This window comes from Leptolyngbya sp. GGD (assembly GCF_026735145.1).
Classification (GTDB): domain Bacteria; phylum Cyanobacteriota; class Cyanobacteriia; order Leptolyngbyales; family Leptolyngbyaceae; genus Leptolyngbya; species Leptolyngbya boryana.
Genome location: NZ_JAPQKE010000011.1, coordinates 39,192 through 62,060, shown reverse-complemented (window position 1 = coordinate 62,060; position 22,869 = coordinate 39,192). Strand labels below are relative to the sequence as shown.

Sequence of the window (22,869 nt, the reverse complement as noted above, 5' to 3'; positions counted from 1 at the left end):
CACACCCAGACTGCTCCCCCACTCCCCACTCCCCACTTCTTATTCAGTTGCCTACTAACCAAGGAAAAAATTGCGCCGAACTGAGAAATCTTAGCTATCTTTCTAGGGGCACTTGTAATGTGCGATTTATTACCCAGCCTCTACCCATGAGCTTACTCAACCTCGTCTCTTTTCTTGGTATTTTCGGCTTATGCATCATTGCGTGGCTCTTCTCGGAAAATCGCAGTCTTAAAGTGTTTCCCTGGAGAGTCGTTGCGACTGGAATCTTACTGCAATTGGTTTTGGGTGCATTCGTCTTCATCGTGCCAGGAACCCGTGATGCGCTTCAGATTTTCAGCAATTTGCTCGATAGCGTCTTTACTGCGGCAGACACGGGGGCGCGTTTTGTCTTTGGGCGCAACATCGTTCCTGCTCCTGGATCTCCACCCGACGTAAATTTGGGATATATTTTTGCCTTTCGGGCTTTGCCGACTGTGATCTTTTTCTCAGGCTTAATGGCACTCCTGCAAAATCTAGGTGTCATTCAAATCGTCACCAACGCATTCGCGAAAGTGTTCTATCTCACCATGCGGTTGAGTGGAGCAGAATCACTCAGTGGAGCAGCCAACATTTTTGTTGGAATTGAAGCCGCGATCGTCGTTAAGCCTTACTTACCCAAAATGACCCGCAGTGAACTCTGTGCAATTTTGGCGTGCTGTTTTGGGACGGCTGCTTCCTCGACCTTAGCCATCTATGTCAGTTTCTTACGTCCTGTGTTTCCCAATATTTTGGGGCACTTGGTTTCTGCCTCGATTATTGCGATTCCAGCTTGCTTTGTACTGTCAAAGATTCTGGTGCCAGAAACTGAAAAGCCTTTGACGATGGGTGGAATTCCCAAAGAAGAGAAGAAATGGTTGGCAGAAGACGGAGAAATGCTCGAAGAGGTCGCTCTAGCTGAACCGATCGAGAAAGCTAGCCCTTTAGATGCAGCGATCATCGGCTCATTGGATGGGGTAAAAATGGCGGTGTCGATCGCGGCTGTGTTGATCTTGATTCTGGGTTTAGTCTCATTGATCAATCAAATCTTTGCTGGATTAGCCACGATACCGGGTCCAATTGGCAGTACTTTCCAAGTCGTGACACTGGCAAATATTGCAGGGGTGATCTTCTTGCCGTTTACGCTCCTGACTGGGGTTTCATTAGAGTGGAATGAGCTTTGGGAATCTTCGGTGATTATTGGTCGGCGTTTACTCGAAACCGCAATTCCGCCTTATCAAGCATTAGCAGCAGCAGCAGCAAGACCCGAAAATCCGATCAGCGATCGAGCTGTTCTAATTGTCAGCTATGCGCTCTCAGGATTTGCTCACTTAGCATCCGTGGGAATTTTTGTGGGTGGAACAATCGCTCTCATTCCTTCTCGCCGCAAAGACATTTCTGAATTGGGCTGGAAGGCACTATTTGTCGGCACATTAGCCACAATGATGATTGCCTGTGTCGCAGGTGTATTTGACACGGGAGGCGCAGGCATTCTGGGCGAGAAGGCTCCGATTGTCGCCCCTAGTCCACAGCCGAGCGTTTTGCCAGTTCCGGCAACTCCACAGTCGGTGAAAGTTTCTCCGAAACCTACAAAATCGCCACAACCGAGTTCTACTCCTCGCTAAAAACTTGAGCAGCAGTAAAGTCGAGACTGGGAAAAGTGGGAGAGACAATGAGTTCATGATTTGCAAAAACGCCGAACGTAACGTAGTCGCGATCGCGCAATTCTAGAACCGTAATCGAACGAGTTTGAGGATCAAGAATCCAATATTCAGGAATTCCGCGCTCAGCATACTGGGCGCGTTTTCTGTTGAAATCTCGATCGCGGTTTTGACTTCCCGGACTGATCACTTCTGCGACTAACTGTGGAGGTGGCATATCTGCTTTTATCGTTAACCGAGTTTTCGTAAGCGCGATATGTTCTGGGCGCAAAATGACAACATCCGGATACCGATTTGCAGCATCCTTTTTTTCTAAAACAGGGACTTGAATCTCACACTGATGAATGCGAACCCATCGACGAGGGAGGAGCGCAGCGAATAAATCTCGCAAATTCAAAGCGAAGAAGTTATTCTCTTCTGATTCGGGTGGCACTTGGACGAGTTCTCCATCGATCAATTCGTAGCGTCCTTCGAGTTCGAGATCATCGCCCGCTGCAAAATATTCCTCAAAGCTAGAGAATCGCAGTTTCGCCTGAGTCATGTTCCGCTGCCTCTTATCAGACCGTGCGTTGATTATATCAAAAGGTGTTTGAGACTTCGGAATGCTATAGTTTTTCCTGATCTCAAGTGTGTTTGAACGTGATGAACTTCTCTACAGCATTAAAAGCGATCGTGCCCAGTCAAGATCAAGTTGGCTTGCGTCGCGCCTGGTATTGCGCGATCGTCTTTTTTACCATCACATTGATCATCTCAATCAATCGCTATTTCACGTTCTATACCTCTTACGACCAGGGACTTTTCAACCAAGTCTTCTGGAATAACCTGCACGGGCGTTGGTTTGAGAGTTCACTCACCTCTGGAAATTCCGTTGCTACGATTCAAGATGGCGTTACTCCAACCGTATCTTTTGTCCATTTAGGACAGCATCTTGTTTTAGATTTTCTATTCTGGTTGCCCTTATATGCGCTCTTTCCTCACCCTCTGACCTTGAGCTTTTTGCAAGTTGCTTTAATGACTGTGGGTGGCTTAATGCTTTATGCGCTGGCACGACATTACCTTGCGCCGCAGCTATCTGTTTGGATTACTGCAAGTTACTACAGCGCGATCGCAGTTGCAGGTTCTACGATCGCAAACTTCTACGAACACTGTCAAATTCCACTGTTTGCCTTTGGGACATTACTCGCATTAGAAAAAAAGCAATGGGTCTGGTTCTGGATCTGTGTTGTTCTAGTCTTAGGCGTTCGCGAAGAAGCAGGCATTATTCTCTTCGGGATTGGGGTGTATCTCCTGCTGAGCCGTCGGCATCCCTGGATTGGTTTAGCACTCTGCATCCTCAGTTTTAGCTATGTTGCTTTTGTCACAAATGTTGTACAGCCGAGATTTTCCACTGATGTCTCTCGACTCTATTTAGCCGCTCGCTTCAGGCAGTTTGTAAATAGCGACAATCCAACGACATTACAAGTTTTATGGGGAATGATCACCCATCCCGCTGAACTTGCAGAAAGTTTATTCACCCCGGTCGATCGCCGAATTAACTATCTGGCAAGTCAATGGCTCTCATTAGCATTTGTTCCTGCTGTCTCAGGAGCCGCTTGGACAGTCTCAGGCTTTCCTTTGATCTCACTGTTTGCACAATCTGGGGTGACTGCTTTAGCGGTCAACATTCGCTACGCAGTTGCAGTCGTTCCAGGTGTGTTTTACGGTGCAATTCTCTGGTGGTCACGCAATCCTCAGAAATTCACACCCAAGTTTCGCCGCTGGTGGAAAGTTGCCATGATTCTGTCTGTGCTGTTCATGCTGAGCGGCAATCCCCATCGAACTTTTTCGTTCATGATTCCCGATTCGTTTCGTCCTTGGGTGTTTGTTCCTCTAACCCGCCAATGGGAACATGCAGGTCATATTTACAACGTGATTCGCAATGTTCCAAAAGATGTCAGCGTGACGACGACAACGCACTTAATTCCGCAGCTTTCGACTCGACGCGCGATCGTGCGATTACCCCTGATCGAAATTTATGACGATCGCAATCAGAAAGTTCAACTCGAATACGCGATCGCGGATTTGTGGCAGCTCAAAGAATACAGCAAAGCCTTCAAAGACAGCCAGTTCTACCTCACGAAAACGCTGCCGCTGCTTGAAAAACTCGTGAATGAAAAACAATATGGCGTATTGCAAGTCGAAGACGGCGTTGTGATGATTGCAAAGGGTCAACCTTCTAATCCAGCCATGCTCGCAGAGTGGCAGAAACTTGCCGCCAGTCTGAAATAAGTTGATTGCTTCGGTGAGCGGGAATTCTAAAAGGATTCACCTCGACATCATTTTGCCCGCCCGGATTCATCCCAAACTGAGGTGAAGTTCACCGTAGCGATAACAATTTTGAGGAACGCTCATGGCTTTAAAAAAGCTCATTCTACCTGGTCTGGCTGTAGTCGCTCTCGTGGGGGGTGCTGCAGGCTTCTTTTTTCTCAATCGCACATCTTCTGATAAAACCACACCTTTAGCGATCGCCAAAGTGCTTCCCGATGAAGCGTATATGGCGACCTTCGTTTCAACCGATGAGAAGACTTGGGAAAAGCTGAAAAAGTTCGGTACGCCCGCCGCTCAAAAAGCGATCGAACAAAACCTGCAAAAAATGCAGCAAGACATGATGAGCGATGCCAAGCTTGATTTCGACAAGGATATCAAACCTTGGATGGGCAACATGATGATTGCCGTCATGCCCAGCAGCAAGCAAGAAGACGCCGAAGTCGTTGCCGCGATCGGCATCAAAGACAAAATGAGTGCCTTGAGTTTCGCCAACAAAGTGAAGAGCGACTCCAAAGCCAAAACCACCGAAACCGAATATCAAGGAGTCAAAATCTTTGAAACCTTGCCGGAAAAGAGTAAAACACCTTACTACACCGCTGTTCTCAACGACGCTTACCTTGTCATCGCAAGCAATCGCGCTGGCATTGAGCAATCAATCGAGGCAACCAAAGGCAACCCCTCTTTCGCAACCAATCCCGAAACGGCAACGCAACTCGCTCAACCAGACGCTGGAGAAGCAGTGATTGCTCGCGTTTATATGCCTATTCCTGCGATCGCGAAAGCAATGAGCGCTGATCCCAAAATGGATGCGACAGCGATCGAATCTCTAAAAAGTCTGCAATCGGTAACAGGCACACTCAGCATCGCCGATGTCGGATTGCGCTTCAAAGGAGAAGTCAAAGTTGATCCCAAAATCGCGATCGACTTCAAACCTTCGGCAGGAAAAGCCGCGGCTCTTTTCCCCGCTGACACGTTTGCTTTAATCTCTGGCTCGAATCTCAATTCTTACTGGAATCAAGTGACCGAGCAGTCACAAAACAATGAGGAGGCTAAAAGAATCGTCGATTTGATGCGAGGCAGCAGTCAGATGATCGGGCTTGACCTCGACAAAGACATTTTTGGTTGGATGACCGGCGACTTCGCGATCGGACTGATGCCGATGAACCAAGGCATGATGGCGGATTTGGGATTTGGTCAAGCCCTTGTATTTCAAACCAGCGATCGCAAAACTGCCGAATCGACTTTAGGTAAATTGGATACTTTGGCGAAAAACCAATCTTTGTCGATCGCGCAACGCGATGTAAACGGCAAGAAAGTCACCGAGTGGCAAACTCCGCAAGGTGCGCTGTTAGGACATGGCTGGATCAACGACGATACGCTATTTATTGCCACGGGTGAACCGCTTGTCTCTTCTTTCTCAAGCCAAGCAAATCCAGCACTCGACAGCAGCGATGGCTTCAAAACCGTAATGGCTGCCTTGCCGAAGCAAAATACGGGTTATTTCTACATGGATGTCGAGAAAATGACCGCCTTGATGACGAAGTTCACTCAGGGAACCCAAGCCGCCCAACTCGACCCGGAAGCCCGCGCCGTCTTGGAGTCCGTACGCAGCATCGGCAGTACGACTAGCCAAATTGACCGAACCACCAGCCAAGTTGAAGCCGTCCTGGCATTGAAACCAGCGAAATAGAGTGGATGCAAATTTCTGGAGTCGATCGACTCCGGAAATTGCGATCCTGCCGTAGAATAGGAAGGCTGTTTAAACTCCGAGCCGATCATGGCACAACCTAAGAAGAAAACCTCAAGTGCAAAGCGTGACCAGCGCAAAGCAACCTGGAAACGTAAAGCAAACCTGCAAGCACAACGCGCTTTGTCCCTCGGCAAGTCAATTTTGACCGGACGTGCGAAAGGCTTCGTCTATCCAACTGACGAAGAAACTGACGAAGAATAACGAGAATGCGTGATTCCGACGCAATGAAGAGTCACGCATTTCTGATTCTGATCCTATGATTTAGGGTAATGATTAGGAGTCAGAATCATGATAGGTAAGTATTTCAAAAAACCAGGCAGCGAACATGGCGATCGCGTTCCTCCAGGTCAAAGACTCGCTTCAGGATTTCCCGTCTTGACTTATGGAGAGACCCCAATTGTCGATCGTGCAGACTGGCAGTTTCGAGTCTGGGGATTGGCAAAAGAAAAGACTTTTTCTTGGGATGATTTTATGGCACTGCCGCAAAGTGAATTTACGGCAGATTTTCACTGTGTCACCACTTGGTCAAAACTCGATGTGAAGTGGGTTGGCGTAAAAGTCACAGATTTTATGAATGCGATCGAGGTTGATCCCAAAGCAGTGCATATCATGGAACACTGCTACGGAGGCTACACCACAAATATTTCGATCGATGATTTCGTCCGCGAAGAAAATTTCTTCGCTCACACCTTATTTGGCGAACCCTTACCCGCAGATCATGGCGGCCCGATGCGTACCGTTGTTCCCCATTTATATGCCTGGAAAAGCGCTAAATGGATTAATGGTCTAGAGTTTCTTCCGAAAGAAGATCTCGGATTCTGGGAACGCAATGGGTATCACCATCGGGGCGATCCCTGGAAAGAGGAACGGTATAGTGGCAGGTTTTGATGAACGTGAGGAGTGGAGAGTAGGGAGTAGACTCCCCACCCTCTCTACTGCTGCTCAATATAAACCGAACTCTGATCCTTCCCCCCAATCTCGATCTTCTGAAACTTCACCCTACCTTGCACACTCACCCGGCTTCCGGTTGCAGGCACAGTTCGATCGCTCACCACCCAAACACTGCCCGTCTCATCCTGCACCTCATACGCTCGCTGTCCGCCCATGAGCGGAGCCTGCGCCTTAATTTGACCCTGTACTTGCACCACGCGATCGCGTTTCTGACTCACCTGATTCGCTTTTACCTGCTCTCCAGGCTCAAGCACCGATAACACGTTATTTGACGTAGACGGCAAATCTGGCGAAGTCGTACACCCGATTGCACTCACACACAACAGCACAACTCCAATCCGTGAGAAACCCATAAGTCACCCGCCCTTTCCTGAGAAAACTACGCGATAGCACCCTACCGACTCGTCATTTCACTTCAAGAGCAACCTTCCCCGCAAAAACTCAATTCACCCAAGAATGCGTGAATCTGCGAAACTAATGAAAGTCACTATCTATCCAATGCAAAAAGCTTCCTCATCATCGGGAAGTTCAAATCAAACCTTCATCAACCTGAGATGTTACGTCTCACATTTTGTCCGATCTTTTTAGTTTTTAGTCAACTTTTTTCACGTCTTCACGTATGTCTTCGATCGCGCAACTCCTCGACGGAAAAGCCCTTGCTCAAAAAATGCAGACTGAACTCGCTACACAAGTTCAGTCTTTGACTCCCCAATATGGTCGTCCTCCCGGTTTAGCCGTGCTGATGGTCGGCGATAATCCCGCCAGTGCCGCCTACGTTCGTAACAAAGAAAAAGCCTGCGCCGCAGTTGGGATCGCTTCATTTGGCAAACATTTTCCCAACGACGCAACTCAAGCCGAAGTTGCAGAGACGATCGCACAACTCAATGCGGATGATCGAGTAGATGGCATTCTTGTTCAACTTCCACTTCCCGATCATCTCGATAGCGTCGCCCTGCTCAACCAAATTCATCCAGACAAAGATGCTGATGGCTTGCATCCGATGAATTTAGGGCGGTTGGTGAGAACAGAGCCAGGATTGAGAAGTTGCACGCCTTATGGAGTCATGCGACTTTTAGAAGAATATAACCTTGATCCCGCAGGCAAAACAGCAGTTGTCGTCGGGCGCAGCATTCTCGTAGGCAAACCGATCGCATTGATGCTACTCGATGCCAATGCTACTGTCACGATCGCGCATTCTCGCACTCCGAACCTCGCAGAAGTCACTCGCAGCGCTGACATTCTCGTTGCCGCAGTCGGTCGTCCCAACTTAATCACCGCAGACATGGTCAAACCGGGCGCGATCGTCGTGGATGTCGGGATCAACCGCATCACTGATGAAACCACAGGAAAAAGCCGACTTGTCGGAGATGTAGACTTTAATGCGGTACAATCCGTGGCGGAATATCTTACTCCTGTTCCAGGTGGAGTAGGTGCGATGACTGTCACCATGTTGTTGCACAATACAGTATGGAGCTATCAACAGCGCTTCCAAAAATAAAGCAACTTCAAATTGACATTACGAATTTAGGCTTAGGAGGATACGGGAATGGTCGCGACCGGGACAACTCAATCGAATCAAGCAGCGCAATTCGATTTAAAGGGCTATTTATCAGTAAAACAGCAACAAGTTGAAGCTGCTCTCGATCGAGCCTTTCCCGTCGTCTATCCCGATAAGATTTATGAAGCGATGCGCTATTCCCTCTTCGCAGGGGGAAAACGGCTGCGTCCTGTCCTCTGTCTCGCTGCCTGTGATCTGTTTAATGGCACACCAGAGATGTCTATTCCGACTGCCTGCGCGCTGGAGATGATCCACACGATGTCGCTGATTCACGACGATTTGCCTGCGATGGACAACGACGATTACCGTCGCGGCAAACTCACCAATCACAAATTTTATGGAGAAGCGGTTGCGATTCTAGCGGGTGACGGATTACTTGCCTATGCCTTTGAGCACATTGTGGAAGAAACTCGCAATGTCAGCGCCGATCGCTTATTAAAAGTGATTTCTCGCCTGGGTCGTGCGGCGGGTGCGGCTGGACTCGTTGGCGGTCAAGTGGTCGATCTCGAATGCGAAGGCGTAAAAGACATTACCCTTGATACACTGAACTTTATTCACACGCACAAGACGGCGGCATTGCTTGAAGCCTCCGTCGTCAGTGGCGGTATTTTGGCAGGCGGGTCGGAGTCTGATCTGCAACGTCTCAGCCGTTACTCTCAAGCGATCGGATTAGCGTTCCAGATTGTTGATGACTTACTCGATATCACTTCGACTCAAGAAGAATTGGGTAAGAGCATCGGCAAAGATGCGAATGTTGAGAAAGCGACTTACCCCCGCCTCTTAGGCATGGAAGAATCGAAACGTCAGGCTCAACAACTCATTGAGCAGGCGAAAGCTGAGGTCGCTGGATTTGGTGAACAAGCGCTGCCACTTATGGCGATCGCTGATTACATCACTGCCCGCAAAAACTAACTCTACCTATCCCTCTATCCCCCCACCGTATGCAGGACTTTGCTGGAATTTTGGATAACGAAGTGCTGCTCTTAGCGCTCGTTGCCTGTTTGATTGCTCAAGCCACTAAGCTCGTGATCGAACTGATTGTCAATCACAAAGTCAATTTTCGGGTGTTAGTCGAAACCGGTGGAATGCCCAGTTCGCATTCGGCTTTAGTTACAGCGTTGGCAACGGGTGTGGGCATGGTCGATGGCTGGAGTAGTACGCAATTTGCGATCGCAACGATCGTGGCATTTGTGGTCATGTACGATTCGCAGGGTGTGAGACAGGCGGCTGGAAAACAGGCGAAAATCCTCAATCAAATCATGGATGAATTTTTTACAGGCGATCATCATTTCAATGAAGACCGCCTGAAAGAATTGCTTGGACATACGCCTGTGCAAGTGATTGCGGGATCACTGCTCGGAGTCGTCGTGTGTGTGATTGGCGAATGGTGGTTAGGAGGAAGTTGGCGATCGGTGTTTGCTCAAATTGCAGGGGTGCATTAGAGGATTAAAGCTCGAGATCGATCATCAAAAATCCTTTACTATCAAAGCAAGATCTATCTTCCAATTCTTCCCATGACTCAAGCTTCTGATCGAGTTCGTTGGACAACTGAAGATCTCAAACTTCTGCCGGATAGCAGCAGTCGCTATGAAATTATTGATGGACATTTGTTGATGACTCGTGCGCCTCATTGGAAACATCAAAAAGCGATCGGGCAGGCTTACCAAATCCTCAATCTTTGGTCAATTTCATCCCAACTTGGTCAAACGGTTCCAACTCCAGGCATTATTTTCGACGATGCAGACAATGTAATTCCCGATGTCATCTGGATGTCTCATGAGCGATTAGCCGCAGGAGTTGACGAAGAAGGGCATTTCACGATCGCGCCAGAATTAATTATTGAAGTCCTCTCGCCGGGAACACAGAATGAACGGCGAGACAGAGAAACAAAACTCAAGCTCTATGCAGAACGAGGCGTTCAAGAATATTGGATTCTAGACTGGCGACTTCAGCAACTCGAAGTTTACGATCGCCAAGATGCACTGTTGAAACTGTCCGCAACATTGTTTGCTCAAGATACATTGACCTCTAGAATTCTCCCGAATTTTAGTTGTGCGGTTACTGAGTTCTTTCGCTAAGCATCGCTGCGAGAAATCGTCACGACTCAAGGGTTCTTCTCAAGACTAGGAACGTCTCCCGATCTTGAGAAGAACTCTTTAATAATCGTAGGGATTCTTCGGTTCGGGAATCGGTTTGATCGAACTGGCTTGAACGACGAGTTGGCGCTTATCTGCGATCGTTTCTGTGATCATCTGCCCTTCGACTTCGAGCCAAGAATCGACTTTGTAATCTGAATTCTTGCCGCTGGTTAATTTCACAGGCAATCTTACGGGATACACATCTGCTGCACAGCAAGTAATGACAAAACGAGTCAGCAAGAAATACTGCTCTGAAAGTTCTGGAGTCGTCACCACAAAGCCCTGCAATTTCGCTTTTTGTCCGGTATAAGCATCCGGTTCGGGATACACCTGAAGCGTGCGAATCCAATCAATCAAACTCTTATCTTCTGTTCGGGCTGAAGCTTGAAAGGTTTGAGGTCTGACACGAGTCAGCGTAATCGAATCATTGACGCCGCGATCGATTGCCGTCTGACTTGCAAACGGACGAGGCGTAATCACCAATCCTGCGATCGCAACGATTAACAGCAGCGCACTGCTGAATGCAGGCGGAAAGAACGTCGCATGAGGCAGATCAGGTTGCACAAGTTGCGGTTCTCGCCGTGCTCGCCAAAGGTAAAAGCCTTTTATCCCAGCAACGAACAGCAGGCCAAATCCAGCCGAAATCGTCAAAATATTGTAATTCGGATGGATGAGCAGAAATAACTGTTCCGTCAGCCAAAACTTGAGAATGGCAAATCCCCAAGCCGCGATCGCCATCAAATTTAACCACGGAGTCAACACTCGCCAAGGAATTCTAGACATCATTAGCTGATATACAAATTCACAAATAAACAGAACAGAAACGTCAACAGACCGGCCAATCCAAAGATATACAGAATTGCCCTCGGCTTAAATACCGATAGCATCAATCCCACACCTTTGAGATCGATCATCGGACCAAATACCAGAAAAGCGACCAGTGAACCTGTGGTAAAAGTCGAAGCAAATGACAACGCGAAAAACGAGTCCACAGTCGAGCAAATCGAAACCACTGCTGCCAGCAGCAACATTGCGAGAATAGAAGTCACATTATCTTGACCCAATCCCAGAATAAAGTCACGCGGGACGAAGACTTGGAGAATTGCCGCGATCGCACTACCTAAAACCAAGACTCCACCCAACTCGCGCATCTCTTGAATGGTGTTATCGAGCAACAGGTGAAACCGATAATTTGCAGGTTTCTCGGTTTTGTTACTGAGCATCGCTTGATATTCGAGCGGGTCAGTGATCAGAGGTTTATTCGACTGTCCTAGGAAATAAGTGCCAGATTGTAATAATGGCGACGCTGAAGACGAGGCTTCTAACTTGCGATTCATGTAAGCGGCAACACCCGACTGAAGCAAAGGGCGGACATCTTTTTGCACACTAAAAACCCAGCCGATTACGGTCGCAATAATCAGCGAAAACAGGATACGAAAGAGAACGACTTCGGGCTGGTCACGAAAAGCTGTCCAAGTTGCCCAAAACACGATCGGATTAATCGTCGGCGCGGCTAAGAGAAACCCGATCGCGACCGAAGTCGGCGCACCTTGTAACAAAAGCCGTCGAGCCACAGGCACATTACCGCATTCACAGACCGGAAAGAGAAATCCAATACAGCTACCGACAAATGCACCCAGAAAAGCGTTTTTGGGTAAAATCGCCACAAGCTTTCGCTCATCGATAAAAAATTGCAGCAAGCCAGAGAACAGCACCCCAAGTAGCAAAAAGGGCATTGCCTCGACCATCAAACTCATAAAGAGCGTGAATGCACTGTTGATTTGAGCCATTCAGTCAGGACTTGTGAGGAGATTAGAGGGGATCATAGCAGGGAACCGGAAAGCGATGAAAGTAAACGGATAGAGAAAAAACAATCTACATGCCTTTTTCACCAAATCGAATCAGCATTTCAGGCGATCCTAATTTTTTCAGCGTTCATGCCAGTCCGGACTGCTGCATGAATGACCTCCTGAAATGATCTTCAGTTCTGTCGCGGTTCTCTAAAATAGCTAAGGGCACTAGGAGAACTTTATGACAGCGAAGCGGATTTTATTGTGGGGTTTAACGTTCGTTGCGATCGCAGCAATTACGTTCGATCTGATTGGAAGTTGGAGTCAGCCTCAGTTTCAAAGCCGCTTAGAGCTAGCCCAGAATGATTTACTTCTAGAGGCAGCGGAATATCGAGGCAACCAAACCACGCCCGTTTTAACGGATCGAACGCCGCAAAAAACAGCATTGAAAGCCTATCAAGACACACGATCGTCGGTTGAAAAAGCCATCGTGTCTGCTCAGTCTCAAATTGAGGAAGATTCTGCAACCGATCCGATCAAGGTAGAGCTTGCAAAACAGCAAACCCTTAGAGATGAATTAGATATTAGAATTGGTATTCTTCAAACGCAGCAAAACCAAGTAGAAGCCGCACTGAAAAGTTGGGCAACGCTGAAGACAACGGGATCACAAACCAAGAAAAGCAGCGAATTACGATCGACGGCGACTACCCTCACCGCCCTTTGGCAAAATTCGTTACCACCGCAAGCAGAATCTATTCTGAAACAAAATCTCAACGGCTGGTTTCGCAACCGCGCCCTAGAAAAGCTCTACACCTTAGAGCAACGAGAAACTGCTTTGAATGAATTGCGATCGCTCGAACAAGTTGAGTCTCAGTCAGCCCTCACGAAATGGGTCACTGCGAATGCGATTCCAACCATTGCCATGGTTCTTGGATTTGGCTTGCTGCTCTTTCTAGCAGGTCAATGGCTGCTTCAGCGCAAACAGTCGCTTTTAGTCGGCACAAATCTGATCAAATGGACGGTGCCTTGGGATTATGAAATCACTTGGCAGGTTTTAGTCGTGGGATTTTTTGCTGTTGGTCAAATTTTGATTGGGCAGATTCTTCTGCCGACAGGACTTGCAGTGGCGAAATCGGCGTTTCAGATTGATCCGACGATGTTTACAGTTCGCGATCGCGCAGTTCTCGCGCTGATTACTTATGTTTGTCTAGCTGCGGGCGGTTTAGGCGTGCTCTATGCCTCGATTAAACGGTTCTTATCGTTAGAAGACAATTGGTTTCGCTTCAGCTTGAAGGGCAAATGGCTGCTGTGGGGAGTTGGAGGCTATGTTGCGGCGTATCCGTTACTGGTGGGAGTTTCTTGGGTCAATGAAAAGATTTGGCAAGGGCGCGGAGGAAGTAATCCTTTATTGTCGATCGCACTCGAAGGTCAAGACGGAATCGCAATTACGCTGTTTTTCATTACCGCAGCGATTTTAGCTCCTTTGTTTGAGGAGACATTTTTCCGAGGATTTTTACTGCCTTCATTGACGCGATATTTCACAACTTGGCAAGCGATCGTGTTGAGTGGGTTAATTTTCGCGATCGTGCATCTCAGTTTGTCCGAAGTTGCACCGCTAACCGTGTTAGGAATTATTCTGGGATTCGTTTATACCCGTACTCAAAATTTGATGGCATCAGTGCTACTCCATGCACTCTGGAACAGTGGAACCCTGTTAACTTTGTTCTTATTAGGCAGTACATCTACTTAGAACAAGTGTAAAATTTGTGTTTGGAATTGATAAAGCTAGGGTACACTGCGGTCGTATTAGATGAGTTTCGATAAGGACTTTAAACATATGACGAGTGGGTCTTCGAGCAACGCGAACAAGAAAGTTGCAGCAGGAATTTGCGGCATCTTATTAGGTGGACTTGGTGTTCACAAGTTTGTTTTGGGATATACAACTGAAGGCATTATTATGCTCATTGCCTGCCTTCCGACCTGCGGTTTGACAGGGATTGTTGGATTGGTTGAAGGGATCATCTATTTGACTAAATCCGACGAGGACTTTGTTGCAACCTACGTTCAGAACAAAAAAGGCTGGTTTTAGTCAAACCGCTAAAAGTTTTACGTAATGTGAGAACTCCGAGTTTTTGAAAAACTCGGAGTTTCGTTAGTCTCTCCCAACTTCGAGCGATCGCCCTAATGCTGCAAAAACTGCCCAAACCCTCGCTGTACTTTCTCTGTGCCCTGTTAGGAATGGGATATTTCAATGCCTTTTCCTCGCTGGATATCAATCCAATTCTGAAAAATTATCTCGCGCTCGTTCCGGTGCAGATTGGTTTAGTCATTTACTTCCTCTGGTTTCGCCGCGATACCTTGAAAGATTAGAAAAACTCTCCACAATTTAGTCAAACTCTTCTACGCTCAAGAAAGAAGTTTTCCGGAGCGCTGAATTGTGTCTGAAGCTCTCTTATCACCTACTCTCGAATCAACTGAAACTGTCACGATCGATATCACTGGCATGAAATGCGCCGGATGCGTTCGAGCCGTTGAAAAACAATTAATCCAACAACCCGGAGTCAAATCTGCCACAGTCAATTTGGTGACTGAACTCGCAACCGTGGAATGCGATCGCTCAGTTGATCCTGACCATCTTGCTGCAACTTTGACAGAAGCTGGATTTCCAAGTCAGCCTCGCACGTCTGAAGATTCAACCCGTGCAGAAGATTTAGCCGCGCGTCGGCAACTCGAACAAAAACAGCAGACGACCAATTTAGCGATCGCGATTCTGTTGCTGATTTTCTCGACGATCGGGCATTTAGGAATTCCTTTGCTCAGCGATGTTTGGGTTCACTGCGGACTCGCGATCGCAGCTTTGAGCTTTCCAGGACGATCGATGATTGTAGAGGGCTGGCAGGGGCTACGCCGCAATGTCCCTAACATGAATACGCTCGTTAGCTTGGGCGCACTGACTGCATTTACAGCTAGCTTTGTTGCCTTGATCGTCCCACAACTCGGATGGGAGTGCTTTTTTGATGAGCCTGTGATGTTAGTCGGGTTTATTTTGTTAGGACGCACGCTCGAACAACGCGCCCGTGGACAAGCTGCGATCGCGCTGCAATCGCTCGCCGCATTGCAGCCCAAATCCGCAAGGTTAATCGGTAAACAAGACACGCATCAAAGCGCGATCGAAATTCCGGTTGCGCATCTTCGTCCCGGGGATTGGCTCCAAGTTTTACCCAGTGAGCAGATCCCCGTTGATGGCGAGATTGTGAAGGGTGAAACGACGATCGATGAATCGATGTTGACTGGGGAATCCGTTCCGGTACAAAAACAAGTCGGCGATTTTGTAACCGCTGGAACCATGAACCAATCCGGCGCGATCGCGCTACAAGTCACGCGAGTCGGGAAAGAAACGACCTTGGCAAGAATCCTCGAATTCGTCGAAACAGCCCAAGCGCGGAAAGCCCCGATTCAGAAACTCGCAGATACGATCGCAGGATATTTCACTTACGGTGTCATGTCGATCGCGCTGCTGACCTTTCTGTTTTGGGAATTTATCGGCACAAAACTCTGGTCAAACGCCGGAGCTTGGACAATTGGCATGGAGCATTCTCATAGCATGGGAATGATGTCACATCCGTCTCCGATGTTGTTGAGTGTCAAACTCGCGATCGCTGTCCTCGTGATCGCTTGTCCTTGTGCGCTCGGACTGGCGACACCGACTGCGATTCTCGTCGGATCAGGTATTGGCGCTGAGCGAGGCTTATTGATTCGAGGAGGAGACGTTTTAGAGCGGGTGCATTCACTCGATACTATCGTCTTTGATAAAACTGGAACGCTGACTACAGGTCAGCCAGTCGTCACAGATGTAATTGAATTCGAGAACAACCAAGTGCTCCAAATTGCAGCCGCTGTCGAACGCGGAACCCGTCACCCTTTAGCTGCTGCAATCCAGCAAGCCGCTACCGATTTACCCCTGCTCCCTGCTGAAGATTTCTATACCCTGCCTGGATTTGGAGTATCAGCAACGGTTGATCAGCAGCCTGCTTTTCTCGGAACTGCACAATGGATGGAGAAAAATCAGATCGAGATTTCTGCATCAGCGATCGAGCAAGCGAATCAACTCGCCGCCTCTGGAAAAACGATCGTCTATGTTGCAACTGATAAGCTGATTGGCATTATTGCTGTGTCCGATGCTCTGAGATCAGATGCAAAATCAACAATTCAAGCGCTGAAGAAATTGAATCTCAAAATTCTGATGCTGACCGGAGATCGTAAAGAAACCGCAAGCGCGATCGCATCTGAACTGGGAATTACTGAAATTCTGGCTGAAATTCCGCCCGAAGAGAAAGCAGCCGCGATCGCACAACTGCAAGCGAACCAGCATCAAGTCGCGATGGTCGGAGACGGAATTAACGATGCGCCCGCACTGGCACAAGCAGATGTCGGAATTGCGCTCAAATCCGGCACAGAAGTCGCGATCGAAACAGCAGGTATTGTTTTAATGCGCGATCGACTGACGGATGTTGTGGAATCGATTCGGCTCAGTCGTGCCACTTTTACTAAAATTCAGCAAAACTTGTTTTGGGCTTTTGGCTACAACTTGTTGGGAATTCCGATCGCAGCAGGTGCATTGCTTCCTAGCTTTGGACTCTTACTCAGTCCGGCTGCTGCAGGGGCATTGATGGCACTGAGTTCAGTCAGCGTCGTTACGAATTCTCTATTATTACGAGGATTTACAAAATCGTCATTTTCGGAATGATCAGCTAAAGTAGGGCTGATCAATGAGAGCCAGGATCATTTCGATCAAATTTGCTCCGACCATGTTTTATTTATTACAATGAAATCCCGCAGCAAGTTATCTCGAGAAATGTCGGTACTCGTACTGTGTTGATCCGATCAAGCTCGGTCTATCCTAAGTCCATCTTAGGCTGATCCCCTTTCTATTCGCCCACCCTTTCAAGCTGAATATCAATGCCTTCAGAACCGCATCAAAACCACCTGATAATTATCGAAGACGATAAAGGTCGCCGGGAGTTTGTGTTAGATGCTCCTGTTTACTCGATCGGACGCGATGCCAAGTGTGACATTCGCTTGGTGTCTCAGTTTGTCTCTCGCCGTCATGCGACTTTACTTCAATTGCCAAATGAAGATGGGACTCACTATTATCGAATCGTTGATGGCAATCTCAAAGGTAAGCCCAGCGCGAATGGCTTACTAATCAATGGTCGGAAACTGCAACAGTGTGATCTTCGCAACCAGGACGAAATTGTGTTTGGTCCTCAAGTTCGTGCGATTTACTATCTGCTCAAGCGGGATGCCGTTTTGACAGTTCCACCAGATGAGTTTGATATTACGTTAATTAGCCCGAATATGGTGGGTGATCCAGAGGATGATTGAGTTTTATCTTTTGATATAAAAAATGCCCTGGCAGATTTATGTTGCTAGGGCGTTTTTTTTGATCCCCCAACCAATCACCCCGTCACCGTCTCAATCAAATTCCACCCCTGATTCTCGGTAATCGTTTGATTGACCAGATTAAACATTTTGCGGCAGTGATTCTCAAGCTGGAGTGGTAACTCCTCGTTTTTGATCACGAAATTGAGGCGAGTTTCTTTCTCGGTCGCAGTCGTTTTGTCGATCAGCACTTCAACAGTGACTAGTTTTGGGAATGCCACATTTCCGGGGATTTCACGCGCCATCAAATAATCCTCAGTCGCGTAAATCACATCCAGATTGCAGGATTTCAACGTCTGATTCAACAGCGGCTGGAGCTGCTGCATTGGGACTCCAACAGTGAATAGACAGGTGTATCGAGCCATATCAAACCCCAATCTTGTGACAAGCGAATCTTCACTTTATGTTTCCAACCTACGCTAAAACGATACCCCGGTCTAGGGAAGTGTTCTTAAATTTTAATCCTGGCTTCCGGACTAAGAGGATGGCTCAGGCAGCGAAGGTGTTTTCCAGTTTGTCGTGTTTCTGTCAATCTGTCATCATTCCCTTTATACCGAATTCCTCTAAAAGTGGTTTAATTTGCCAGGATCAAATAGAAAAGTTCGAGTTTTGCAATACTCTAAAATGTCGAAGAGAAAAGCGATCGAAACAAATGGACGGTAAATTAATTGTCTTTGAAGGGATTGAAGGCTGTGGGAAGACGACGCAGTTGCAGCGATCGCGCCAATGGCTGACGACGCAGTTGGGGAGCGAAGTGATGACAACTCGTGAGCCAGGAGGAACACAGCTCGGAACAGAAATCCGACAACTATTGCTACACGGAGAAGAAGAAATTTACGATCGCACAGAATTATTACTGTATGCTGCCGACCGTGCGCAACATGTGGAAGGTTTTTTGCGCCCGCACTTAGAACAGGGACATTGGATTTTGTGCGATCGCTATACGGATTCGACGATCGCTTATCAAGGCTATGGAAGAGAGTTGGATTTTGAACTGATTGATCAGCTCAATCAGATTGCCACTGGAGGCTTGCAGAGCGATTTGACGCTTTGGTTAGATATCGAGGTGGAAGTAGGTCTAGAACGGATGCAGAAACGGGGACAACGCGATGCTTCTGGAACCGGAAAACCTGACCGGATTGAGCAGGCGAGTCTCGATTTTCATCATCGGGTTAGAGCGGGATTTGCAGCTTTAGCTGAACGGGATCGCGATCGGGTGTTGAGAATTGACGCGAGTGGGAGCGAGGACGAGGTAGAAGAGCGGATTCAAACTGTATTGAGTCAGGCTTTAGCAAATTGGGGAGCTTTGACTGTTTAGAGAACGTGCTTTAGTCTGCTTGATTGGGGTTGAGTTTTGGCTCTGCTCAACCCGTAACCCGTAGAGAGATTTAAAAATTAGAATCTTCAGCCACTTTGCGCTGAGATTTGAGATCGCCTGACTTCTCACTCAGAAGATTCTGAGCAATTCGATGCCATTCGCTCCGAAACTTCTCATCAGCTTGTGATTGAGTAAGCGGCTTGCCTCGTCGCGCGGGAAACTTACGGTAAAACTCATCGTTGACTTGAGCAATGAAGTCGTTGTAATCAATGCCCAACTTTCGACATTCCGCTTCGTAGTCGATCGCTTGCACACTCGTTGGTTTTGGCAGAACTTTACTAAAGTCAGGAACGGCTTTACTAAAGTCAGGAACGGCTTTACTAAAATCAGGAACCGATTTAGCAACATACGGAAAGACTTGCGGCACAAGCCAGATGAAGCTGACGATCGCTAAAATCCAAAGCAGCACTCGTACGACTAATTTAGTCATACCGAACATCGTCAATCGCACGATGCCAAACATCGCTCGAAACATCCACTTCAGCAGTTTGTAAGCCCCGTGGAATAACGCAAGTGGCACATCAAATGCAGATTCAAACCAAGGACGCGGATAAGTTCCAGTAGTCGTGTTCGCAACCGTTGAACGGCGATGCCTTTTGCCTGCCAGCGCAACTGTTCCTTGATGAGTTGAATGGGTTGAGTTAGGAGGGAGCGGCGGCGGGATAGGAACAGGCGCATGGGTTAGAACCATAGAACCAGATGAAACTCTGGACAGCGCTTCCATCACTTCTTGAGCAGCAGGATAGCGATCGCGAGGGCGATTACTCAACATGCGATCGATCACCTGCGCGAACGCGGGCGAAGCGTTCGTGTATTGCTTCCACTGACAGGTCATATTCATCGAATCGAACAGCGATTGGGCTTCGCGTCCCGTCAGCAGAACAATGATCGTCACAGCCAACGCATACAAATCACTACTCGAATCCGCGCTGCCTTTATGAAGCTGTTCGATGGGAGCATAGCCAGGTTTACCGACTAAGGTTTGCCCGGAATGTACCGCTTGAGTTGCTGCCGCTTTGACGACACCAAAATCGATTAAGACAGGCTTTTGATCGAGATCTCGCAGAATGATGTTATCTGGAGAAATATCACGATGCACAATGCCCGATCGATGAATGTAGTCTAAAACGGGTAGAAGTTGTTGCAGGAGTTGAACGGCTTCCGACTCGCTGAAGGTCATGCCACGATTTCGGCGATCGTTTAGCAATTGCTCATAGGTTTTGCCTGCGACGTAATCTTGAACTAAGAAAAACAATTCCCGATTCTGCGTTTTGATCTGAAACAGTTCGCGGAACTGCGGAATCTGAGGATGATGCAGTTGATGGAGAACCTTAGCTTCGCGAGTAAAGAGTTCTTCCGCTTTCTGGGCATGTTTGGAACCTTGTGAGGCAGGTTCAAATTCCTTTAGAACACAAGTTTCGTTGAAACGATTCGTATCTTCTGCTAGGTAAGTGCGACCAAAGCCACCCTGACCCAACATGCGTTGAATTCGGTAACGGTTTTGAACGATCGTGCCATCAGGAAACGGTAGGCTCATAACGAGGTCAGGAAATGATGCTGATCAACTGTATCACTGGATCTTAAATTGATCGGAGTAAGCGAGGCGGTTTTTCGATCGCCTAAGAATAGGAATCAAGTTGACCCAAAGCTATCCCTGAATTTTCTCTGGGATTTTTTGGGTTGCACATGACTCATGCGGCGGTGCTTGATTTAAAGCCTGACTAAATTATGGCAATTACCTTTCTTGGATCGCGGTCAACGTTATCTTCTAAGATCAATTAGCTGTTCATCAAGACATTTTGTGGCTCGACTCTTATTACTCTCAACACCCGTTGGTGCGATCGGTTCTGGTTTAGGAGGCGGAGTTGAATTAACACTGACAAATATTGCGCGATCGCTGATTGCTCTGAATCATTCTGTCACGGTCGTTGCACCCGAAGGTTCTGCCTTAGAAGACATTCCGCTGATTCAGATTCCCGGTCATCTGCAAATTACTGCTCAATCTCAAGGTCGAGATGCCTTAGTAACGTTGCCTCCTAATTCAGTATTGGGCAAGATGTGGGACTATGCGCGTCACAATCAAAGCGACTATGACGTAATCATCAACTTTGCCTATGATTGGTTGCCGTTCTATCTCACGCCCTTTTTCGATTGTGCGATCGCGCATTTAGTGAGCATGGGGTCACTCACCGATGCAATGGATCACATCATTGAACAGGTTGCATCAAGCTTTCCAACCACGATCGCTGTTCATAGTCTGGCTCAAGCCGAAACATTTCGCTTCAAAGAGACCTGTTTCAACTTGAAAAACGGCTTTGATCTGTCTCAATATCAGTTCAATCCGACTCCCAAACATCAATTAGCTTGGGTGGGTCGAATCGCGCCGGAGAAAGGCTTAGAAGATGCCGTCGCAGCGATAGAAAAAGCGGGAATTCCCTTAAAAATTTGGGGCGTGATTCAAGACGAATCTTATTGGCAAAGCATTCAAGCAAACTATCCCAATGCTGCGATCGAATACTGCGGTTTTCTTCCAACCCAAGACTTACAGAAAGCTTTAGGAGAATCACAAGCTTTGTTGATGACTCCGCATTGGGTTGAGGCATTTGGCAATGTTGCGATTGAAGCGCTAGCGTGTGGTGTCCCGGTGATTGCTTATCGTCGCGGTGGGCCTGCTGAAATTGTCAAAGATGGCAAAACAGGTTGGTTAGTTGAACCCGATAGCATTGAGGGATTAGTCAGCGCGATCGCAAAACTCGACCACATCGATCGCGCAATGTGTCGGCAGGATGCCGAACTGGAGTATTCTTTGAGCGCGATGGGAAATCGCTTAGAAATTTGGCTCGATCGCATTGTACAATCCCGAAATTCGAGTTTCGGTTGTGCTTAGCCTGGAGCTTAAGCTTTAAGCGCAGCCAAAACGCATCTTACGGATACTTCTATGAAACGCTGTCAGATTCCGGCTCCACTTCGATCGGGTGACTTATTGCGGGTGATTGCCCCAAGCGGAGCCTTGCGCGAATTGACGGCATTTCAGCAAGGGGTAGAAGTTTGGCGGCAAAGAGGCTATCGAGTTGAATTGACTCCCGGATTTGACGATCGCTATGGCTATCTCGCTGGAACCGATAAACATCGCCGCATTCAACTGGAAACCGCGCTTCAAGATCCGAACTGTCGCGGCATTCTCTGCGCGCGCGGTGGTTGGGGCGGTGCAAGATTACTTGAAAAATGGTCGTTTCCATCGGTTGAGCCGAAATGGCTGATCGGCTTTTCAGATATTACAAGTTTGCTCTGGGCGTATGCAGAACAAGGTATTTCTGGCGTTCATGCGCCTTTGTTGACGACGATCGCATCTGAACCGGATTGGACACAAGCACGATTGTTTGATTGGGTTGAAGGTCGAGGTTTGCCGATACTTCAAGGCAACGGCTGGGGCATGGGAAAGGCATCAGGTTTGTTACTTCCTGCAAATCTAACAGTTGCAACCCATTTACTGTTTACACCTTGGCAGCCAGATTTAACCGACGTAATTTTAGCGATCGAGGATGTGACCGAAGCCCCGTATCGCATCGATCGCATGTTAACGCATTGGCGAACCTGTGGAGCTTTGGCAAAAATTCGGGGCATTGCGATCGGACGATTCAGCCAATGCGATCCGCCTGCCAATATTCCCAGTTTTCAAGTTGAAGAGGTTTTACGTGATCGCCTCTCTGATCTAGGAATTCCCATTGTTTCAGGCTTACCGTTCGGACATGATGGCGAGAATGCAGCGCTTCCAGTGGGAATTCCGGTGGAGTTAGACAGCAATCGTGGACTTCTCAAGTTCGAGACTCATCTCAACCCCCTGCCCCATTCGTAGCGTCCTTAAGCACAAGAAAAACA

23 protein-coding genes are annotated in these 22,869 nt (G+C 47.9%); 17 read left to right on the top strand and 6 right to left on the bottom strand.

What is annotated here, in order from left to right; translation table 11 throughout:
- Positions 1-146 precede the first annotated feature (146 nt).
- Entirely contained in the window at positions 147-1,640 is a 1,494-nt protein-coding gene (locus OU814_RS28855) for a NupC/NupG family nucleoside CNT transporter (protein WP_017288408.1), read from the top strand.
- Here the strand turns inward: OU814_RS28855 and OU814_RS28850 are convergent.
- Positions 1,627-2,217, bottom strand: coding sequence for a Uma2 family endonuclease (locus OU814_RS28850; RefSeq protein WP_268242971.1), 591 nt, complete (start codon positions 2,215-2,217; stop codon positions 1,627-1,629). The genes OU814_RS28855 and OU814_RS28850 overlap by 14 nt on opposite strands.
- Positions 2,218-2,318: 101 nt before the next feature.
- Between OU814_RS28850 and OU814_RS28845 the strand changes: the two genes are divergently transcribed.
- The 4 genes from OU814_RS28845 (at position 2,319) to OU814_RS28830 (ending at position 6,621) form a co-directional block, all read left to right on the top strand.
- Positions 2,319-3,944 carry a DUF2079 domain-containing protein gene (locus tag OU814_RS28845; protein WP_268242970.1) on the top strand — a complete coding sequence of 542 codons (1,626 nt, stop codon included), beginning with the start codon at positions 2,319-2,321 and terminating at the stop codon, positions 3,942-3,944.
- A 121-nt stretch (positions 3,945-4,065) separates the two neighbouring features.
- Positions 4,066-5,673, top strand: coding sequence for a DUF3352 domain-containing protein (locus OU814_RS28840; protein WP_268242969.1), 1,608 nt, complete (start codon positions 4,066-4,068; stop codon positions 5,671-5,673).
- Between the two features lie 87 nt (positions 5,674-5,760).
- Positions 5,761-5,934 carry a 50S ribosomal protein L32 gene (locus tag OU814_RS28835; protein WP_017288404.1) on the top strand — a complete coding sequence of 58 codons (174 nt, stop codon included), beginning with the start codon at positions 5,761-5,763 and terminating at the stop codon, positions 5,932-5,934.
- Between the two features lie 87 nt (positions 5,935-6,021).
- Complete coding sequence (locus tag OU814_RS28830; protein WP_017288403.1) at positions 6,022-6,621, top strand: sulfite oxidase-like oxidoreductase; 600 nt, start codon at positions 6,022-6,024, stop codon at positions 6,619-6,621.
- A gap of 44 nt (positions 6,622-6,665) precedes the next feature.
- On the opposite strand, the gene OU814_RS28825 is transcribed toward OU814_RS28830, so the two are convergent.
- Positions 6,666-7,037, bottom strand: coding sequence for a hypothetical protein (locus OU814_RS28825; RefSeq protein WP_051077798.1), 372 nt, complete (start codon positions 7,035-7,037; stop codon positions 6,666-6,668).
- 266 nt (positions 7,038-7,303) lie between these two features.
- Here OU814_RS28825 and folD point away from each other — a divergent pair, with 266 nt between their 5' ends.
- The 4 genes from folD (at position 7,304) to OU814_RS28805 (ending at position 10,320) form a co-directional block, all read left to right on the top strand.
- Positions 7,304-8,182: a bifunctional methylenetetrahydrofolate dehydrogenase/methenyltetrahydrofolate cyclohydrolase FolD gene (gene folD / locus OU814_RS28820; protein WP_190653156.1), complete on the top strand. Its 879-nt coding sequence runs from the start codon at positions 7,304-7,306 to the stop codon at positions 8,180-8,182.
- 48 nt (positions 8,183-8,230) lie between these two features.
- The gene (gene crtE / locus OU814_RS28815) at positions 8,231-9,154 is read left to right on the top strand and encodes a geranylgeranyl diphosphate synthase CrtE (protein ID WP_017288400.1); all 924 of its coding nucleotides are present in this window, start codon (positions 8,231-8,233) and stop codon (positions 9,152-9,154) included.
- A gap of 29 nt (positions 9,155-9,183) precedes the next feature.
- The gene (locus OU814_RS28810) at positions 9,184-9,684 is read left to right on the top strand and encodes a divergent PAP2 family protein (protein WP_017288399.1); all 501 of its coding nucleotides are present in this window, start codon (positions 9,184-9,186) and stop codon (positions 9,682-9,684) included.
- 72 nt (positions 9,685-9,756) lie between these two features.
- Positions 9,757-10,320: a Uma2 family endonuclease gene (locus tag OU814_RS28805; RefSeq protein ID WP_190653158.1), complete on the top strand. Its 564-nt coding sequence runs from the start codon at positions 9,757-9,759 to the stop codon at positions 10,318-10,320.
- A 78-nt stretch (positions 10,321-10,398) separates the two neighbouring features.
- Here OU814_RS28805 and OU814_RS28800 read toward each other — a convergent pair whose 3' ends face one another.
- Together OU814_RS28800 and OU814_RS28795 are read right to left on the bottom strand one after the other, a co-directional pair.
- Positions 10,399-11,163: a TIGR03943 family putative permease subunit gene (locus OU814_RS28800; protein WP_144056360.1), complete on the bottom strand. Its 765-nt coding sequence runs from the start codon at positions 11,161-11,163 to the stop codon at positions 10,399-10,401.
- A gap of 2 nt (positions 11,164-11,165) precedes the next feature.
- Positions 11,166-12,170: a permease gene (locus tag OU814_RS28795; protein ID WP_268242968.1), complete on the bottom strand. Its 1,005-nt coding sequence runs from the start codon at positions 12,168-12,170 to the stop codon at positions 11,166-11,168.
- Positions 12,171-12,411: 241 nt separating this feature from the next.
- Here OU814_RS28795 and OU814_RS28790 point away from each other — a divergent pair, with 241 nt between their 5' ends.
- From OU814_RS28790 to OU814_RS28770, 5 genes are all read left to right on the top strand, one after another.
- Positions 12,412-13,920 (top strand): CPBP family intramembrane glutamic endopeptidase, encoded by a 1,509-nt coding sequence (locus OU814_RS28790; protein WP_017288393.1) that lies wholly within the window; start codon positions 12,412-12,414, stop codon positions 13,918-13,920.
- A 60-nt stretch (positions 13,921-13,980) separates the two neighbouring features.
- Positions 13,981-14,259, top strand: coding sequence for a TM2 domain-containing protein (locus tag OU814_RS28785; RefSeq protein WP_268242967.1), 279 nt, complete (start codon positions 13,981-13,983; stop codon positions 14,257-14,259).
- 95 nt (positions 14,260-14,354) lie between these two features.
- Positions 14,355-14,540 carry a hypothetical protein gene (locus OU814_RS28780; RefSeq protein ID WP_017288391.1) on the top strand — a complete coding sequence of 62 codons (186 nt, stop codon included), beginning with the start codon at positions 14,355-14,357 and terminating at the stop codon, positions 14,538-14,540.
- Between the two features lie 67 nt (positions 14,541-14,607).
- Positions 14,608-16,917 (top strand): heavy metal translocating P-type ATPase, encoded by a 2,310-nt coding sequence (locus tag OU814_RS28775; protein ID WP_268242966.1) that lies wholly within the window; start codon positions 14,608-14,610, stop codon positions 16,915-16,917.
- Positions 16,918-17,129: 212 nt separating this feature from the next.
- Positions 17,130-17,555: an FHA domain-containing protein gene (locus tag OU814_RS28770; protein ID WP_017288389.1), complete on the top strand. Its 426-nt coding sequence runs from the start codon at positions 17,130-17,132 to the stop codon at positions 17,553-17,555.
- A 74-nt stretch (positions 17,556-17,629) separates the two neighbouring features.
- On the opposite strand, the gene OU814_RS28765 is transcribed toward OU814_RS28770, so the two are convergent.
- Complete coding sequence (locus tag OU814_RS28765) at positions 17,630-17,977, bottom strand: hypothetical protein (RefSeq protein ID WP_026148660.1); 348 nt, start codon at positions 17,975-17,977, stop codon at positions 17,630-17,632.
- A gap of 287 nt (positions 17,978-18,264) precedes the next feature.
- Between OU814_RS28765 and tmk the strand changes: the two genes are divergently transcribed.
- The gene (tmk, locus tag OU814_RS28760) at positions 18,265-18,930 is read left to right on the top strand and encodes a dTMP kinase (protein WP_268242965.1); all 666 of its coding nucleotides are present in this window, start codon (positions 18,265-18,267) and stop codon (positions 18,928-18,930) included.
- Between the two features lie 70 nt (positions 18,931-19,000).
- Here tmk and OU814_RS28755 read toward each other — a convergent pair whose 3' ends face one another.
- The gene (locus OU814_RS28755) at positions 19,001-20,527 is read right to left on the bottom strand and encodes a serine/threonine-protein kinase (protein WP_268242964.1); all 1,527 of its coding nucleotides are present in this window, start codon (positions 20,525-20,527) and stop codon (positions 19,001-19,003) included.
- A 264-nt stretch (positions 20,528-20,791) separates the two neighbouring features.
- Between OU814_RS28755 and OU814_RS28750 the strand changes: the two genes are divergently transcribed.
- Together OU814_RS28750 and OU814_RS28745 are read left to right on the top strand one after the other, a co-directional pair.
- The gene (locus OU814_RS28750) at positions 20,792-21,877 is read left to right on the top strand and encodes a glycosyltransferase family 4 protein (protein ID WP_268242963.1); all 1,086 of its coding nucleotides are present in this window, start codon (positions 20,792-20,794) and stop codon (positions 21,875-21,877) included.
- Between the two features lie 51 nt (positions 21,878-21,928).
- Positions 21,929-22,846, top strand: a complete 918-nt coding sequence (locus OU814_RS28745; RefSeq protein ID WP_268242962.1) for a S66 peptidase family protein — start codon at positions 21,929-21,931, stop codon at positions 22,844-22,846.
- The last annotated feature ends 23 nt before the right edge of the window (positions 22,847-22,869 follow it).

What these genes read in the sequence shown, in the direction of transcription:
- OU814_RS28855 (WP_017288408.1), top strand. Translation starts at nt 147, where the DNA reads ATGAGCTTACTCAACCTCGTCTCTTTTCTTGGTATTTTCGGCTTATGC.
- OU814_RS28850 (WP_268242971.1), bottom strand. Translation starts at nt 2,217, where the DNA reads ATGACTCAGGCGAAACTGCGATTCTCTAGCTTTGAGGAATATTTTGCA.
- OU814_RS28845 (WP_268242970.1), top strand. Translation starts at nt 2,319, where the DNA reads ATGAACTTCTCTACAGCATTAAAAGCGATCGTGCCCAGTCAAGATCAA.
- OU814_RS28840 (WP_268242969.1), top strand. Translation starts at nt 4,066, where the DNA reads ATGGCTTTAAAAAAGCTCATTCTACCTGGTCTGGCTGTAGTCGCTCTC.
- OU814_RS28835 (WP_017288404.1), top strand. Translation starts at nt 5,761, where the DNA reads ATGGCACAACCTAAGAAGAAAACCTCAAGTGCAAAGCGTGACCAGCGC.
- OU814_RS28830 (WP_017288403.1), top strand. Translation starts at nt 6,022, where the DNA reads ATGATAGGTAAGTATTTCAAAAAACCAGGCAGCGAACATGGCGATCGC.
- OU814_RS28825 (WP_051077798.1), bottom strand. Translation starts at nt 7,037, where the DNA reads ATGGGTTTCTCACGGATTGGAGTTGTGCTGTTGTGTGTGAGTGCAATC.
- folD (WP_190653156.1), top strand. Translation starts at nt 7,304, where the DNA reads ATGTCTTCGATCGCGCAACTCCTCGACGGAAAAGCCCTTGCTCAAAAA.
- crtE (WP_017288400.1), top strand. Translation starts at nt 8,231, where the DNA reads ATGGTCGCGACCGGGACAACTCAATCGAATCAAGCAGCGCAATTCGAT.
- OU814_RS28810 (WP_017288399.1), top strand. Translation starts at nt 9,184, where the DNA reads ATGCAGGACTTTGCTGGAATTTTGGATAACGAAGTGCTGCTCTTAGCG.
- OU814_RS28805 (WP_190653158.1), top strand. Translation starts at nt 9,757, where the DNA reads ATGACTCAAGCTTCTGATCGAGTTCGTTGGACAACTGAAGATCTCAAA.
- OU814_RS28800 (WP_144056360.1), bottom strand. Translation starts at nt 11,163, where the DNA reads ATGTCTAGAATTCCTTGGCGAGTGTTGACTCCGTGGTTAAATTTGATG.
- OU814_RS28795 (WP_268242968.1), bottom strand. Translation starts at nt 12,170, where the DNA reads ATGGCTCAAATCAACAGTGCATTCACGCTCTTTATGAGTTTGATGGTC.
- OU814_RS28790 (WP_017288393.1), top strand. Translation starts at nt 12,412, where the DNA reads ATGACAGCGAAGCGGATTTTATTGTGGGGTTTAACGTTCGTTGCGATC.
- OU814_RS28785 (WP_268242967.1), top strand. Translation starts at nt 13,981, where the DNA reads ATGAGTTTCGATAAGGACTTTAAACATATGACGAGTGGGTCTTCGAGC.
- OU814_RS28780 (WP_017288391.1), top strand. Translation starts at nt 14,355, where the DNA reads ATGCTGCAAAAACTGCCCAAACCCTCGCTGTACTTTCTCTGTGCCCTG.
- OU814_RS28770 (WP_017288389.1), top strand. Translation starts at nt 17,130, where the DNA reads ATGCCTTCAGAACCGCATCAAAACCACCTGATAATTATCGAAGACGAT.
- OU814_RS28765 (WP_026148660.1), bottom strand. Translation starts at nt 17,977, where the DNA reads ATGGCTCGATACACCTGTCTATTCACTGTTGGAGTCCCAATGCAGCAG.
- tmk (WP_268242965.1), top strand. Translation starts at nt 18,265, where the DNA reads ATGGACGGTAAATTAATTGTCTTTGAAGGGATTGAAGGCTGTGGGAAG.
- OU814_RS28755 (WP_268242964.1), bottom strand. Translation starts at nt 20,527, where the DNA reads ATGAGCCTACCGTTTCCTGATGGCACGATCGTTCAAAACCGTTACCGA.
- OU814_RS28745 (WP_268242962.1), top strand. Translation starts at nt 21,929, where the DNA reads ATGAAACGCTGTCAGATTCCGGCTCCACTTCGATCGGGTGACTTATTG.